This is a genomic window from Methyloprofundus sedimenti (assembly GCF_002072955.1).
In the GTDB taxonomy this organism is placed as follows: Bacteria; Pseudomonadota; Gammaproteobacteria; order Methylococcales; family Methylomonadaceae; genus Methyloprofundus; species Methyloprofundus sedimenti.
The window spans coordinates 79,217-94,751 of sequence record NZ_LPUF01000005.1; the positions used below are offsets into that span (position 1 = coordinate 79,217).

A 15,535-nucleotide genomic window follows, 5' to 3' on the forward strand; every position below is an offset into this window, starting at 1 on the left:
GTCTTGAATGCATGTTTTTTTTAGAAATATTCCAGCGGAAAGCAGGCGCAGTGACCTCATCAACGTCATTGAACCAGTGCTGAAGAGAGTATGGTTTAGAAGAAATGGTATTATAGTAAAAGTTAAAATCATACATCAGCAAGAGCATGGCTCTAATCATTCTGTATTTCATGGTTTGGTGACCATAGAGCCTGATGCTGTAGCCGAAAAAGTTATTAAGCGTCTAAATAGAAAAATGTTTTTAGGTAGACATATTGCTGTACGTGAATATCATCACCGTGTCTGGCATAATGATCCTCGGGTTAAACATAATTCACATGATCCAGAAATACTTAATCGACGTGAAGGTGATCGTAGGCGAAAAAATTTAATAGTGGTAAATGATATTGAAGCTACGCATAATTTTTCTGGTGATAAGGCTTTTCATAGGCAATATAAGTAGATTTTAATCAGTCTAACGCTCGTGAGGTGTTTCATTAAATCAAGGTGTTATAGAAAAAAGTTAATTACGATAATGAAGAATAATGCTATACTCTATTTAAATTTGTTGGTCATTCAATAAACGGAGTCTTAATGACGTTGTTGTAATTAAATACTCTTAGGAAGAAAAAGTAAGCTGTATGAATAATATTTCGAAAACCATAAGCAGGCGTAGTTTCTTACGTTATACTCTAGGTGCAACTGCAGCAATTGCGATGCCGGCTAGCTATGCCGGTATTGCGCGTGGTTCAGTGGTAAAAAATTTAAAACTGCATAATTTGCATACTGAAGAAAAAATAGCGCTCAGTTATTTTGAACAAGGCGAGTATATTACAGAAGCCTTGCATGATATTAGCTATTTATTACGTGATCACAGAACCGGCGATGTATTGGCAATGGATACGGGTTTAATAGATTTACTCTATGACTTAAAAAGTGTTCTAGGGGCTAAGCAACCTCTGCAAGTCATATCAGGTTATCGCTCGCCAAAAACAAATGCTGCATTACATAAAAAAAGTTCAGGTGTAGCCACTAAAAGCCTGCATATGCAGGGTAAGGCAATAGATATCCGTATTGAAGGTATCGATACCAGAGATATTCAAGCGGCTGCATTAAGCCTGGCTCGCGGTGGTGTGGGTTATTATCCCCGTTCTAATTTTGTGCATATTGATACAGGGCGCGTTAGGTCCTGGTAGTTTTTAGCTTATTTCTATTTTAGCTTGAGGCTTTAGTCGCCTAAAACAACGCGGCTAAAGTTTCGTCCCCGCTTCTATATATAGTGCGAATTTTTTTTCAACACTAAAGCTTCTTGGTACCATACGTAACTTCAGAAATACAAGGCAATTAGAGAGTGAGAAGCATTGAAGTCTGTAGTGTAGCAAAAAGTTTGCTGCGCTGATCTAGGGCGGATATTAAAGAGTTATCATATTCATAAATATCCGGGTAAAAAGAAACCCCTGTTGGACTTGCTAAGGCCGTGCTATAAAAAATAAGCACTGGGATCTTTTGTTTTACATTGACAATACCAGGTTTATTGGACCTCATGGCTTCCTTGATTTTAGCTGCATCCCATTCAGGTTGATTGCGTAATATAAACATTGCTAATTCATTTGGTTTCTCGACGCGAATGCAGCCATGACTAAAGTCGCGTTTACTACGACGAAATAACGAATGTGCGGGTGTGTCATGCAAGTAAATGGCGTAATTATTGGGAAAAATAAACTTGACATGCCCTAAAGCATTATTTCGGCCAGGGCGTTGGCGTAAGTTTAACTGCCCACTATATAAGCGACTTATGCTGTTCTCATTTATAGCATAGACAGCCGCATCGTGCGCAAAGCGCGACACGATTTCCATATTGTTGTTCTGTAAATAATCAGGGTCTTTTTTCAGTAAAGGCAGGATCTCCTGGGTCAGGATGCTCTTGGGAATATTCCAATAAGGGCTAAATACAAGATAGCTAAGGTCTGCCGTAAAAACCGGTGTTTGCAGCGCTGTTTTCTTACTTTCATCCTCATTTACTTTAATTCTGTTTTTAGCTTTTCCGACGATGACTTTCATTGTTAGCGGGTCGCAAGGGCTTTGTTCAGTATCATATGCCCATAATTGGAATGCAGGGATGTTGACTAGAATAAGGCGACCCTTCTGTGGTTCGGATAACCAGCGTAGTCTTTCCATGGCTAATTCTATTTGTTTTACACGTCGGCTAAAGGGTGTATTTAATGTCTCCAGAGTTTGTTTGCCTATAATGCCGTCACTGAGTTGTCCATGTTGCGCCTGGAAGTTTTGGACCTTGATTATCAGATCGCCTGTATAGATATTGTCTGATTTGTAACTGGTTTTGATAGGCACGTCGATTGGGGTGTTAAGTGCGTCCAGGTATAGGCCCAATTTGCTGACTTCATTGGACTGGTCACCGGGGTGTAAACTATCTTCCAGTTCGAAATATAATGGTTTTTTAAAATAATGCTCTAGCCTTCTATATTTAACTAAAGCCGTTTTAAGCTGCTGATAAGGCTTTAGTTTAGGTTCCAGGTCTGCAGCAAGGGTGTTGACAGCATCTATTTGTATTGCTCCATATATCGCACTTGCGAGGTCGATACTCTGTTTTTGCTCCAGGCGAAAGCCCTGAAGTTGAGGAGGAACTCGGCCATAGTGCAAATCATTTAAATAACGTAAGAAAGTTAAGCTAAGTGCGGTATCAAAAGCGGCAAATTGGTAAAAATCTGGTTTACTTTGCTGAATCTTTTGCCACTGTGCTTCAAGGTACTGGCTGGCGTAGTCACTGCTAATAAGAGCTTGTGCAGGCGCATTTGCGTATAGTTCTAATAGTTGGTTGATAGTCTGAACAGGATGTTTGCTACTAAACCAAAGTAGTTGATTTTGATTGAGTTGATATAATTTCTTGAGACTTGTTTGTTCGGACTTGATATAAGTCTCTTGGAAGTATGGATGGCTGTCTGAATCAAGCAGAACCTCGAAGATGGCGCTATGTGTGGTGTCGGCATATACTTTGAGTGAGCACAATAGCGCCCAGATCAGCAAGCTAGCAGTTCTATAGTTCCGCTTCATCTTCATTATTGTCTTCATCTTTGTCATGACCTAAATCATAAATCTCTTTTAATCTGGAGATTGCTTTGAAGTTTAGGCTACCTTCAGGATATTCGTCATTATTATCTTTTTTGCCTGCGTTTTTGCCTGTTAATAGTTCCAGTGCTTCATTGACATTAGCAACGGCGTAAATAGCAAAATTATTATCAGCGACAGCATTTATAATTTCCTGTTTTAACATTAAATTACGGATATTGGCTTTAGGGATAATGCAGCCATGTTCACCAGTCAGGCCTCGACTTTTGCAGAGTTTGAAAAAACCTTCTATTTTTTCATTGACCCCACCTATTGCCTGTACTTCGCCGTATTGATTGATTGAGCCGGTGACTGCAAAGCTTTGTTTGATTGGGGTACACGTCAAGGCCGAGATAAGGCAGCATAGCTCGGCAAGTGATGCGCTATCACCGTCGATATGTCCATAAGATTGTTCCAGTGCAATGCTGGCTGAAATAGCCAATGGAAATTCTTGCGCATAACAGTTGCCTAGATAACCTGTTAAGATCATGACCCCTTTGGAGTGTATTGCCAGGCCCAGTTCGGCTTCACGCTCTATGTCAACAATACCACGTGAGCCAGGGTAAACTGTAACTGTGATGCGCGATGGCGCACCAAAACTGCTGCCGCCGACTTCGAGTATCGTCAGGCCATTAATTTGACCTATGACACTATCCGAAGTATTGATTAATATGGTTCCGTCCAGCATCTCTTCCAGAATACTCTGAGCAATTCTACCATTTCGATATTCGCGTGCGTCAAGTGCCCGCTCAATATCTGTACTATCAATTTCTTGAGACTTACATAAGGAATTGGCTTCACTAATAATTTCCAGGGCATCATTGATATGTGCCGATAAACGCTGCTGATGTTCAGCAAGGCGACAGCTGTGTTCCATCAAGCTGATAATCGCAGACTCAGTTAAAGGTTTCGCACCAGTGTCATGCGCTTGTTGCTTCATGAGCTGCGCAAAGTCCCGCATATTTAGATTGCTGCGCGGAATATGGTAATCAAAGTCAGCTAAGATGCGAAACATTTCATTAAACTCATCATCCAGATCTTGCAGTAAATAATAAATTTCCCGTGAGCCCACCAGAATAATTTTAATATTTAACGGAATGACTTCAGGTTTTAAAGTAACAGTGTTGATGCCGAGTTCTGAGAAAGGAGATTCAATTTCGATTCGTCCCGATTTTAAAGCACGTTTAAGGCCTTCCCAGACAAAGGGGAAGTTCAAAAGTTTGTCAGCATCTAAAATTAAATAACCGCCATTTGCATGGTGTAGCGAGCCAGCGCAAATGCGCTGATAATTGGTAGTTAGTGCACCCTGGTCGCTTGTATATTCTATGCGACCAAACAGGTTCTGATAGGTTGGGTTGGGTTCGTAGATAACCGGGGCACCTGTATTTTCTTTATAATCAATCAGGATATTCGGTTGATACTGGTCTTTTAGCAGTTGTTTTTTTGTGCTGTCACTAATGCCTTCTAATGACTGTGTTTGTACAAACAGGTCTTTAATGGTTTCACCCAGGTCTTTTTTAATTTCGCTTAGGTAGGTGATGACATTGTCAATATTCTGATACTGATCTGTAAGCTCTTTAAATAAAGGTGAAATTGCTATGCGGATAGTCGCATTATCCAGTTGACGATTCTTTTCAACCAAGGCGCGTCGCCATTGCGGCAGTTCGATGAGTGCATCACTTAAAGAATCTTCAAGGGCTTCAGTATCCTTATGGAATGCTTCGCGTTCTTCTTGCGGTAGTTGATTAAATTGTTCCTCATCTAGCACTTTGCCATCGCGTATCGGTGCGAAAGTAATGGACTCTGTATCACGAAACAGCGCAATATTTTTCTCTTTTGACTGTTGCTCTGTAACGTCAATGGCACTGTTATATAACTGGTTAAAAGTCCGTTCTATGGCGGTCTTTTTTTGTAGATAGCTAGGGCTTTCAAAAGCTTCAGGGAAGGTGGCAATTAAATTATCAATCAGGCGATCTATATCTTTGCAAAACGCTTGCGCCTGCCCTGCGGGGAGCTCAATAGCAACCGGCTCTCTATTGTTTTCAAAGTTTTCTACATATGCGTAGGAAGGTGGTGTTTCCTGGTTATGAGAAATAGGTGTTAAATGATTGGTAATCATGGATAAACGCCCTGTGCCAGGCTCACCCATAACGTATATATTGTAGCCAGGGTTTTGCATGGCTACCCCAAAACTGAGGGCTGACTGAGCTCTTTCCTGACCAAGAATATTAGTCACTCGGATCTTCTTGTCCTCACTAAGAACAGAGTAATCTGATTGGTTGATTTGTAGTTTTAATGAAGAGGCAGGAAGTTTTAGCGAGTCAGTCATATCCTAAAATTGATGGAGTAATAGATACTATCAATTTTAACATTGATGTCTTGTAAAAGGGATAAATATAGTTATTTCAAAGTGCAGTACAGAGCTGAATTTAGCCCGTTAATTCATTAAAAGGCATGTCTGCTGATGTTGTTACTATTTATCAGGCATGAAATTCACCAAAATTTTTTCCGTAAGTTTAAGCGGCATTAATCAGGGTTTAAGAAATATAGCTAGTACTCTTAATGTCTCGCTAGGAATTCATACGGGATTGCTCTGAGGGGCAATGGCATAGCGCAAAATAAGCTGATTTTCTCGGGAGTATGTGGGTGAGAAAAGACGACCTTCAGTTTAATAGCTACGCTGCACAGAAAAGCGGGCAAGTAACTCTAGTGCCTGTTTATATTCCGAGTCAGGTATATTGCTTAATGCGTCGATGGCTTTTTGTGCTTCGTCTTCCGCGCGTTGCTCGGTATAGCTGATGGCATTGGTTGCTTTAACAATGTCATAGACTTCATTGAATGAGTCTCTATTGCCAGTTTTTATTGCATCTATAATAATATTTGCCTGTGCTTCAGTACCATTTTCTATGGCGTAAATAAGCGGTAAAGTTGGTTTCCCTTCGGCTAAATCATCGCCCAGGTTTTTTCCTAGTTCATTTTTGCTTGACGTGTAATCCAGTGCGTCATCGATAAGCTGGAAAGCGATGCCCAGATGCTGGCCATAATCAGCCAGGTTTTTTTCAATTTCCGGGCTGGCATCAGCCAGTACTGCTCCTAGTCGTGTCGCAGCGCTGAATAGAATGGCTGTTTTACGTGAAATAACCTCCAGATATTTTGCTTCAGTGGTCGCGGGGTTATTGCAATTCAATAATTGCAATACTTCGCCTTCAGCAATCGCGGTTGTGGTTTTGGATAAGATCTCCATGACTCGCATGTTGCGGGTGCGTACCATCATTTCAAATGCACTGGAGTAAAGGTAATCACCAACCAGAATACTGGCCGCATTTCCCCAAACTGCATTTGCCGAGTCTTTGCCGCGGCGTAAATCAGACTCATCGACAACATCATCGTGTAATAAGGTTGCTGTATGAATAAATTCTATGACCGCTGCTAATAATAGGTGGTGATTGCTTTGCTGATATTTAAGCGCTTTTGCGGTGAGCAATAACAGCATGGGGCGTAGGCGTTTACCACCGCTATTGATAATGTAATGACCAATTTGATTGATGAGTACAACGTCAGAGGTAAGCTCTTTCAGGATTAACTGGTCAACTGCCTGGGCTTCGCTTTCTGTTAAGCGTTGAATTGATGCAAAATCAATAGGTGTTTGTGCTTTATTATTAGAGTTTTGCGAAGCTGTCATTGATTCGTAGTGGTAAAAAAATTAGAAATAAGGTACTTTAATTTAGTAATCCGCGCGATTTGGCCTTATTGTGTGTGCGAATTATTGTCGATTAAGCGTCTAAAACTGTAATGCTAACAATTTATAATGCGCTATGTTAACAGAACATGGTATTTAAAAATACCTTATGGTGTTATTTGTTTGTCTGTGTTATTTTATAGTGCATTATTTTTCATTACTTATTTTTAGTTGACGAGAGTTTTGTTTGTGTTTATAATTCTCTGTTCACTTTTAATAGAATATTGCTTGATGGAGCTGACGCAAATGTATGCGGTAATTCAAACTGGCGGTAAACAATACCGTGTTGAAGAAGGTACTACCTTAAAAATAGAAAAACTTGAGCTTGGTATGGGCGACAGCGTTGAATTCGACAATGTACTTATGGTGCAATCTGATGATGCTGTAAAAATCGGCCAGCCTTATGTTGACGGAAGTAAAGTCACTGCAACAGTTACTGCTCAAGGTAGACATAAAAAAGTTAAAATAATTAAATTTAAAAGACGTAAGCACCACATGAAGCAAATGGGTCACCGTCAATATTACACAGAAGTCCAGATTACTGGAATTTCTGCTTAACACGAGGATTTACAATGGCTCATAAGAAAGCGGGTGGTAGTACCAGAAATGGTCGTGATTCTAATTCGAATCGCTTAGGTGTTAAACGTTTTGGCGGTCAAACAGTCAGTGCTGGTAGCATTATTGTGCGTCAACGCGGAACACGTTTTCATGCAGGAACGAATGTTGGTTGTGGTAAAGATCATACTTTATTTGCGACTACGGATGGACAGGTTTTATTTGAGGTTAAAGGACCTCAAAAACGTAAATTTGTTAGCATCGTTGCAGCATAGTTCTTTTATATAGTCTATAGCCTGACGAGTCGGGTTATAGCTGATATTCTAGAATAGATAAAAACCTCGTCCGCAAAGACGGGGTTTTTTTTTGCCTATTTTTCGCAAAAGGGGTTTTTAGGCTTATGAAATTTGTTGATGAAGCGGAGATTCGCGTCGAAGCGGGTAATGGTGGAAACGGCTGTATTGGTTTTCGTCGTGAGAAGTATATTCCTAAAGGCGGCCCTGATGGCGGCGATGGCGGCGATGGAGGTAGTGTTTACTTGATTGCTACAGAAAATGTCAATACTTTGGTGGACTTTCGTTTCCATTCGGTGCATAGAGCGCAGCGCGGTCAAAATGGGATGGGAAGGCAGTGTACTGGTAGAAAAGGGGATGATATTTATATCGCTGTTCCACCTGGAACGGAAGTTCGTGATAAAAATACCAATGAGAAGCTAGGCGACCTGATGGTTGTAGGTGAGAAACTGCTCGTTGCTCAAGGCGGATTTCATGGCTTGGGTAATACTCGGTACAAAAGTAGTATCAACCGGGCGCCGCAGAAATCATCTATGGGTAGTAAGGGTGAGCACCGGATTTTACAATTAGAATTAACGCTAATTGCAGATGTGGGCTTGCTGGGAATGCCTAATGCAGGTAAATCAAGTTTAATTCGCGCTGTTTCTTCTGCAAAACCGCGAGTTGCCGATTATCCATTTACTACTTTGGTGCCTAATTTGGGTGTCGTCAGCGTAGATGATCAGCGTAGTTTTGTGATTGCTGATATTCCTGGTGTGATTGAAGGCGCAGCGGAAGGTGCGGGTTTAGGTTTGCAATTTTTAAAGCATTTGGCACGGACTAAGTTACTTATGCATCTGGTTGATGTAAAGCCTTATGAGTCGATGGATTCCCCGGTAGAATCAGCGAGAAAAATCATTGCGGAAGTTGAGAAATGGAGTGACGATTTAGCTAATAAACCACGTTGGTTAATATTAAATAAAATGGATAGATTGCAAGATGAGGGAGATCCGCAGGCTTATTGTCAGGCAATTGTTGATGAGTTGGCGTGGGATGGTCCTGTTTATCAAATATCAGCTTTAAAATCTGAGGGTACGCGAAACTTAATGTTTGATATTATGACATTTTTGGAGGCACAGGTACTGTTAAATAAACAGTTGGAACAAGATAATGAGCCGGAGTGAGTTCGCAAAATCGAAACGGGTTGTTATTAAAATCGGCAGTGCCTTATTGACCGAGGGTGGCAAAGGTTTAAATCAGACGGCTATTTCTGTCTGGGTTAAGCAAATAGCAGAACTAAAACAACAGGGTATTGAGGTGATTTTAGTTTCGTCCGGCTCGGTGGCAGAAGGAATGTCACGCCTAGGATTAAAGACTCGGCCTAAAGCATTGCATGAATTACAGGCTGCAGCATCGGTTGGTCAAATGGGGTTGGTGAGAGCATTTGAAGGTAATTTTCAGTTACATGGTTTGCATGCCGCTCAGGTTTTACTAACGCATGATGATTTGTCCAATCGAAAACGTTATTTAAATGCGCGTAGTACCTTACTGACACTTTTAAATTATAACGTTGTGCCTGTTATCAATGAGAATGATGCGGTTGCAACAGAGGAAATTCGCTTTGGTGATAATGATACTCTAGGTGCTTTAGTTGCCAATTTGGTAGAAGCTGACTTATTGATTATTTTGACGGATCAGCTGGGCTTGTTTGATTCTGATCCGGGGATTAACCCAGGGGCAACATTAATTAGTAAAATTAGTGCAAACGATTCAAGCATCGGTGAAATGGCGGGTGAAAGCCGTAGCGGCTTAGGTCGTGGAGGTATGGCGACTAAGGTAAGTGCGGCTCGATTGGCATCTCGTTCAGGCGCGTCAACCATCATTGCTTCTGGAGATGTAGAGCATGTGATTACTAAAGTCATGGCAGGCGAAGAAATTGGGACTTATCTGTATGCAAATATTGCGCCTTTAGTCGCACGTAAACGCTGGTTGGCTGGTCAGCTTCAGGTAAAGGGGCGCTTAGTGCTCGATGCCGGCGCTGCGAATGTGCTAAAAAAATCAGGTAAAAGTTTATTGGCGGTAGGTATTAAGGCGGTAGAAGGCAGTTTCAGTCGCGGCGAGCTGGTTGTTTGTCTCGATTTAACGGGTGTTGAGGTGGCGCGGGGCCTGGTGAATTATAAGTCTACGGAAATCGACTTAATTAAGGGTTATGCTAGCCGTCAGTTTGAAAGTATTTTAGGTTATTCTGATGAAGAAGAAGTCATTCACAGAGATAATCTAGTGTTGGTTTAATGAATTGGGTTAGGTATGAGTAAACAAATAAAAGCGGTTTCGTTAATTTCAGGTGGGCTGGATTCTATGTTGGCAACGAAAGCCATAATGGAGCAGGGTGTGCATGTGGAGGGTATTAATTTCTTCACAGGATTTTGTGTAGAAGGTCACACGCATGCCATCAGAAAAAAAGATAAGGAAAAACCAAAGCGTAATAATTCATTGTGGGTTGCAGAAACCTTAGGGATTAAATTGCATATCATAGATATTATTGAAGAATATAAAGATGTTCTGATTAATCCAAAGCATGGTTATGGCGCGAATATGAATCCGTGTCTGGACTGTAAAGTCTTTATGGTGAAAAAAGCCAAGCAGTGGATGGAAGAAAATGATTTTGACTTTATTATTACGGGTGAAGTGATAGGGCAGCGCCCAATGTCGCAGCGTAGAGAAACGATGCCAATTATTGCTCTGGAATCAGGGGCTGATGATCGTTTAGTGCGTCCTTTATGTGGACAAAATTTACCTGCGACTTTGCCGGAGAGAGAGGGCTGGATTAGTCGTGATAAATTGTTTGGCTTTAATGGGCGTGGGCGTAAACCGCAAATGGCTTTGGCAAAAGAATATGGTATCGATGAGTATTCGCAGCCTGCAGGTGGCTGCTGTTTCTTAACGGATGAAAGTTATTCTGCAAAACTTGTGGATTTATGGAAAGCACGTGGTACTAAAGATTACGAGCTTGATGATGTGATGTTGTTAAAAGTAGGCCGGCATATACGTCCTAATAAGGACTTTAAAGTAATTGTTGCACGTGAAGATGGCGAAGCCAGGTTTTTGGAAGGGTATAAGAAAAATTATATTAATATGAATTGTGCAAGTCATCGAGGGCCATTGGCGCTAATAGATGGTGATCCTGGTGCACAAGATTTGCATGTGGCAGCGCAAATTGTTGCACGTTATGGGCAAGGTAGAGATGCCGAGCAGGTCGAAGTGCTGGTAAGGGATGTAGCTGGAAATGAGTCTACTCTGCAAGTGAGGCCTTTTGGTGTAGATGAAATGCCGAAGGCATGGTTTGTATGAGTCAGTATGAATTAGATGCACGCCGTTTATTGTGTCCACTACCTGTTATTCGTACTCAGGATAAAGTAAAGCAATTGCAAACAGGTGATGTTCTTAGCGTGACGTGTACAGATCCTGGCGTTTTACAAGATATTCCTGCATGGTGTCGTATAAATGGTCACAGAGTTATTGAAACAAACTCTAGTGAGTATGAGTACATTATTATTATGGAGGTTATCAAGTAATGTCCGAAGCCGGCGATGTGATGAAAATGACTAAGCTAAAAAACAGGGTCACAATTGTTGGTGCGCTGGTAAATGTCTTTTTAAGCATCATAAAAATCAGTTTCGGAATGTTAGGTCAGTCAGCAGCTTTGATTGCTGATGGTGTGCACTCATTATCTGATTTGGCGAGTGATTTATTGGTTCTGGTTGCGGTAAAGTTTGGTGCGCGTGAAGCTGATCATGATCATCCTTATGGGCACCGGCGCTTTGAGACGATTGCAACAGTTGTTTTAGGCGTTGGGTTAATTGTGGTTGCAGCAGGTATAGCCTGGGATGTTTACGAGAGAATGTTACAACCAGAGCGGATCTTAATTCCACATCCGAGTGCAATGGGAATCGCTGCTATTTCAATCTTGGCGAATGAGTGGCTATACCAATATACAAAACGAATTGCTACATTTACCCGTTCAAAACTATTGTTGGCGAATGCATGGCACCATCGTAGTGATGCAATTTCTTCTATTGTCGTATTAATAGGTGTTGCAGGTTCTTTATTGGGCTATATCTGGGCAGATGCAGTGGCTGCTGTGATTGTTACCTTAATGGTTGCAAAAATTGGCGTAAACCTGGTGTCGGATAGTATTAAAGAATTAGTTGATACGAGTTTATCCGAAGAAATGGTAGATAAAATTCGTGCCGAGATTGCAGCGACAGAAGGTGTTAGAAATATACATTTATTACGAACTCGGCAAATGGGTGAAGATGCGCTGGTAGATGCGCATATTGTAGTCAATTCGCGTATTACAGTGTCAGAAGGGCATATGATTGCTGATGTTGTCAGGGATGTGCTGATTGATAAATTTGATGACGTTCAGGAAGTTCTGGTGCATGTGGATCCTGAAAATGATGAGTATTTAATTGAGCAAGATAAAGTTTTATTGCGTCAGGATATTGATGCTTATTTACAAAGGTATTTGGCAGAAAACTATCACTTAATAGATAGCTTTAGAATTCATTATATAAAAGGGAATGTTGAGCTGGAGGTGGTTTTGCCGCAAACCATGTTTAGTTTATCTCAACAAGTCAGTACAATTAAAAACCGGTGTTTGGTGCTGGAGCAAGAGGTTGAGCAAATCAGTAGTGTGCTTGTTTTTTTTAAAGCATAGTTTGATTCTCAGAAATCTTACTGGATACAAAGCGTATAGCGAGATTTCTATCCGCTTTTGTTGGCGGATAATATGTTTTATAAGCGACATTAAGAGAGAAAGTTTATGGCAGTTGGAAGTATTGAATTTCCGCATATGCATGCGGTATCGGGTATTAAATTAGGAACAATCTGCGCAGGCATCAAGCAAGCTGAGCGAGACGACCTGTTATTGATAGAGATGGCTGAAAACTCTACTTGCGCTGCTGTTTTTACCCAAAATGCCTTTTGTGCCGCCCCGGTATTAGTGGCTAAAGAGCATTTAGTCAGGCAACCGCGCTACCTGTTAATTAATTCAGGGAATGCTAATGCGGGGACTGGAGAGCCTGGATTACGGGATGCTCGGAAAACTTGTACTGCAGTTGCCAAAGTTGGTGGTGTGAGTTCCGAGCAGGTCTTGCCTTTTTCAACGGGGGTGATAGGTGAGTCATTACCTGTAGCGAAATTAATAAAAGCTTTACCCGAACTACACGCTAACTTAATAGACAATAATTGGGATAAAGCCGCTCATGCCATTATGACCACGGATACTTTTGCAAAAGGTTATTCGAAAGTCTTTGAAATAAGCGGGCAGATGATCACCATAACCGGTATATCAAAAGGCGCGGGTATGATACAGCCTAATATGGCAACTATGCTGGGTTTTCTTGCAACTGATGCTAAAATTTCTCAAGAAAATCTACAAAAATGCCTGGTAATGGCAGTAGAGCCGTCCTTTAATAGAATTACTGTTGATGGCGATACTTCGACAAACGATGCTTGTGTATTAATGGCAAGCGGAAAAAGTTTGCTGCCAGAAATTATGCCCGGTAGCGATGCTATGCAGCAGTTCCAGCAAGCTGTTCAGGATGCATGTATGCACTTGGCAGAAGCAATTATCCGGGATGGTGAGGGCGCAACCAAGTTAATCAGGATTAAAGTCCAGCAGGCAAAGAGCAATGCGGAAGCTGTTGAGGTTGCTAAAACAATTGCCCATTCTCCCTTAGTAAAAACGGCCTTTTTTGCCAGCGACCCAAACTGGGGGCGTATCTTGGCGGCTGTAGGGCGTTCGGGGCTTGAAAATCTGGATGTTAACAAAATTTCTATTTATTTAGATGATGCCTGTATCGTGGAAAGCGGTGGGCGTGCAAGTTCGTATACTGAGGCAGCAGGACAAAAAATCATGGATCAGCAGGAAATTACCGTAACAGTGATTCTGGAAAGAGGTGAGCTGGAGCAGCAAGTATTAACTTGCGACTTCTCCTATGACTATGTGCGTATTAATGCAGAGTATAGAACATAAACTATGGCAAAGATTGATGTCGCAATTGGAGTTGTGCGCGATAGAGCCGGGCGAGTCTTAATTTCCAAACGTAAGAGTGATACTCATCAAGGCGGTTTGTGGGAATTCCCAGGTGGAAAAATTGAGCAATCAGAAAATGATGAACAGGCTTTAAACAGGGAGTTGTTTGAAGAACTGAATATAAGGGTTATAAACTCCAGCCCGTTAATTAAAATAAACTTTAGTTATCCAGACTTAATTGTTCAGTTGCATGTACGAGAAGTGTATGGGTTTGACGGTGAGGTATTTGGGCGTGAAGGTCAACGATTCAAGTGGGTTGCATTACACGAGTTAAGTGATTATGAGTTTCCAGCAGCAAATAAACCTATTTTAACTGCCATTAAACTAGAGCAGCACTATGCGATTATTGGCGGAAATAATACTCGGGAGATATTATTAGAATTAGATAATGTCTGGAAGCAGGGTGTGGGTCTGATACAAATAAGGGCCAAAGAGTTATGTGCTGCAGATGCTGAGGAGGCGCTGGAGGTTGTAAGGGGTAAATGCAAGGAGCTGAATATGACTTACTTGATCAATTCGCAAATGCCGGTAAAAAGGTATTTAGATGAAGGTGTGCATTTGACCTCTGCAGATTTGAAGCTATTAAATCAGCGTCCTCAAAGTTCCGGTTATGTGGCGGCATCATGCCATAATCTGCAAGAGCTATACAAGGCAGAGCAAATGGCACTGGATTTTGCAGTGTTATCTCCTGTTATGCCAACATCCTCACATCCAGAGGCAAAAGCTCTTGGTTGGCAGCAGTTCAAAGAATGGGTTACTAAAGTAAATATTCCGGTTTTTGCATTGGGCGGAATTAGCAGACAGGATTTTAAAAAAGCGCTGGCATGCGGAGCGCAAGGGGTTTCAGGGATAAGTCTGTATAAAGGGTAAAAACTCAGGAATGCTGGATTTTTTGAGCTTTGATTAAGAGGCTTGTTATTTCTTATATCCTCATATAAATCAAGAATTGTCGACAAAGTAAAAATAAAGTCTTGACGGTAGTGTGTGTGGATGTATAATAGCCGGCTGTTCAACGCTATTGAGTGTTGAGCGGGTTTGGTTTAGCGGATGCTGATTGTTCTCTTGGGCGGTTGTTTTTAGACTTTCTGAGGCGCGGCTGAAGCGATTTAGGCCGGACTGGAAAAGAAAAAATAAAAGCTTGACCGGAATAAAAAGAACGTTATAATGGTCGGCTCCTTAACGAGAGTTGAGGACGGATCTTCGGGTTCGGTTAGTGTTGGTTTTAAGTGTTTTTTGGATGTACGGGAATGAGCAATCATTCCGGGTTTTACCGCCGAAAAGACTTGAAAATAAACATTGACAACGAGTTTAGACTCTGTAAAATAGTCTAACTCAGCAGGGCTGATTCATCGCTCTGGGCTCTTTAAAAATATGATCAAAATAATTTGTGTGGGTGCTTGTAGAGATTATTAGCATGATAAAGATAATCGATATAAGAATCTACCGTTACTTTCGAGTAACAAAACGTAAATTCTGACAATCGAACCAAAGATTGGTGACACATCTGATGATGTCACAAAATGATTTAAAACTGAAGAGTTTGATCATGGCTCAGATTGAACGCTGGCGGTATGCTTAACACATGCAAGTCGAACGGTAACAGGCTAGCTTGCTAGCGCTGACGAGTGGCGGACGGGTGCGTAACGCGTAGGAATCTGCCTATTAGTGGGGGACAACCTGGTGAAAACCAGGCTAATACCGCATACGCCCTACGGGGGAAAGCAGGGGATCTTCGGACCTTGCGCTAATAGATGAGCCTGCGTT

General features: G+C 41.5%; 14 protein-coding genes and 1 rRNA gene. 12 read left to right on the top strand and 3 right to left on the bottom strand.

Annotated features, from left to right (window positions below; all coding sequences use genetic code 11):
- The first annotated feature begins 7 nt into the window (after window positions 1–7).
- Both AU255_RS19140 and AU255_RS19145 read left to right on the top strand, forming a co-directional pair.
- Window positions 8–442 carry an RNA recognition motif domain-containing protein gene (locus AU255_RS19140; protein ID WP_080524487.1) on the top strand — a complete coding sequence of 145 codons (435 nt, stop codon included), beginning with the start codon at window positions 8–10 and terminating at the stop codon, window positions 440–442.
- Window positions 443–620: 178 nt separating this feature from the next.
- Window positions 621–1,175 carry a YcbK family protein gene (locus AU255_RS19145; RefSeq protein WP_080524488.1) on the top strand — a complete coding sequence of 185 codons (555 nt, stop codon included), beginning with the start codon at window positions 621–623 and terminating at the stop codon, window positions 1,173–1,175.
- A 148-nt stretch (window positions 1,176–1,323) separates the two neighbouring features.
- Here AU255_RS19145 and AU255_RS19150 read toward each other — a convergent pair whose 3' ends face one another.
- The 3 genes from AU255_RS19150 to ispB all read right to left on the bottom strand — a co-directional run bounded on the left by AU255_RS19150 (window position 1,324) and on the right by ispB (window position 6,787).
- On the bottom strand, window positions 1,324–3,057 hold the full coding sequence (locus tag AU255_RS19150) for a L,D-transpeptidase family protein (protein WP_233144754.1): 1,734 nt from the start codon (window positions 3,055–3,057) through the stop codon (window positions 1,324–1,326).
- On the bottom strand, window positions 3,035–5,434 hold the full coding sequence (locus tag AU255_RS19155) for a Lon protease family protein (RefSeq protein WP_080524490.1): 2,400 nt from the start codon (window positions 5,432–5,434) through the stop codon (window positions 3,035–3,037). Before AU255_RS19155 ends, AU255_RS19150 begins: the two co-directional genes overlap by 23 nt.
- A 339-nt stretch (window positions 5,435–5,773) precedes the next feature.
- Window positions 5,774–6,787, bottom strand: a complete 1,014-nt coding sequence (ispB, locus tag AU255_RS19160; protein WP_080524491.1) for an octaprenyl diphosphate synthase — start codon at window positions 6,785–6,787, stop codon at window positions 5,774–5,776.
- A 303-nt stretch (window positions 6,788–7,090) separates the two neighbouring features.
- Between ispB and rplU the strand changes: the two genes are divergently transcribed.
- The 10 genes from rplU to AU255_RS19210 all read left to right on the top strand — a co-directional run.
- Window positions 7,091–7,402, top strand: coding sequence for a 50S ribosomal protein L21 (rplU, locus tag AU255_RS19165; RefSeq protein ID WP_080524504.1), 312 nt, complete (start codon window positions 7,091–7,093; stop codon window positions 7,400–7,402).
- Between the two features lie 14 nt (window positions 7,403–7,416).
- Window positions 7,417–7,674, top strand: coding sequence for a 50S ribosomal protein L27 (rpmA, locus tag AU255_RS19170; protein WP_080524492.1), 258 nt, complete (start codon window positions 7,417–7,419; stop codon window positions 7,672–7,674).
- A gap of 125 nt (window positions 7,675–7,799) precedes the next feature.
- On the top strand, window positions 7,800–8,855 hold the full coding sequence (cgtA, locus tag AU255_RS19175; protein WP_080524493.1) for an Obg family GTPase CgtA: 1,056 nt from the start codon (window positions 7,800–7,802) through the stop codon (window positions 8,853–8,855).
- Complete coding sequence (gene proB, locus AU255_RS19180) at window positions 8,839–9,963, top strand: glutamate 5-kinase (RefSeq protein WP_080524494.1); 1,125 nt, start codon at window positions 8,839–8,841, stop codon at window positions 9,961–9,963. The genes cgtA and proB overlap by 17 nt, the downstream gene beginning before the upstream one ends.
- Before the next feature lie 15 nt (window positions 9,964–9,978).
- Window positions 9,979–11,022 (top strand): tRNA (5-methylaminomethyl-2-thiouridylate)-methyltransferase, encoded by a 1,044-nt coding sequence (locus AU255_RS19185; RefSeq protein WP_080524495.1) that lies wholly within the window; start codon window positions 9,979–9,981, stop codon window positions 11,020–11,022.
- Window positions 11,019–11,246, top strand: coding sequence for a sulfurtransferase TusA family protein (locus AU255_RS19190; RefSeq protein WP_080524496.1), 228 nt, complete (start codon window positions 11,019–11,021; stop codon window positions 11,244–11,246). The genes AU255_RS19185 and AU255_RS19190 overlap by 4 nt, the downstream gene beginning before the upstream one ends.
- Window positions 11,246–12,391, top strand: coding sequence for a cation diffusion facilitator family transporter (locus tag AU255_RS19195; RefSeq protein ID WP_080524497.1), 1,146 nt, complete (start codon window positions 11,246–11,248; stop codon window positions 12,389–12,391). Before AU255_RS19190 ends, AU255_RS19195 begins: the two co-directional genes overlap by 1 nt.
- A 105-nt stretch (window positions 12,392–12,496) precedes the next feature.
- Window positions 12,497–13,711, top strand: coding sequence for a bifunctional glutamate N-acetyltransferase/amino-acid acetyltransferase ArgJ (gene argJ, locus AU255_RS19200; protein WP_080524498.1), 1,215 nt, complete (start codon window positions 12,497–12,499; stop codon window positions 13,709–13,711).
- Window positions 13,712–13,714: 3 nt separating this feature from the next.
- Window positions 13,715–14,641 (top strand): Nudix family hydrolase, encoded by a 927-nt coding sequence (locus AU255_RS19205; protein ID WP_080524499.1) that lies wholly within the window; start codon window positions 13,715–13,717, stop codon window positions 14,639–14,641.
- A gap of 658 nt (window positions 14,642–15,299) precedes the next feature.
- Window positions 15,300–15,535: ribosomal RNA gene (locus tag AU255_RS19210) — 16S ribosomal RNA — on the top strand; the annotation flags it as partial.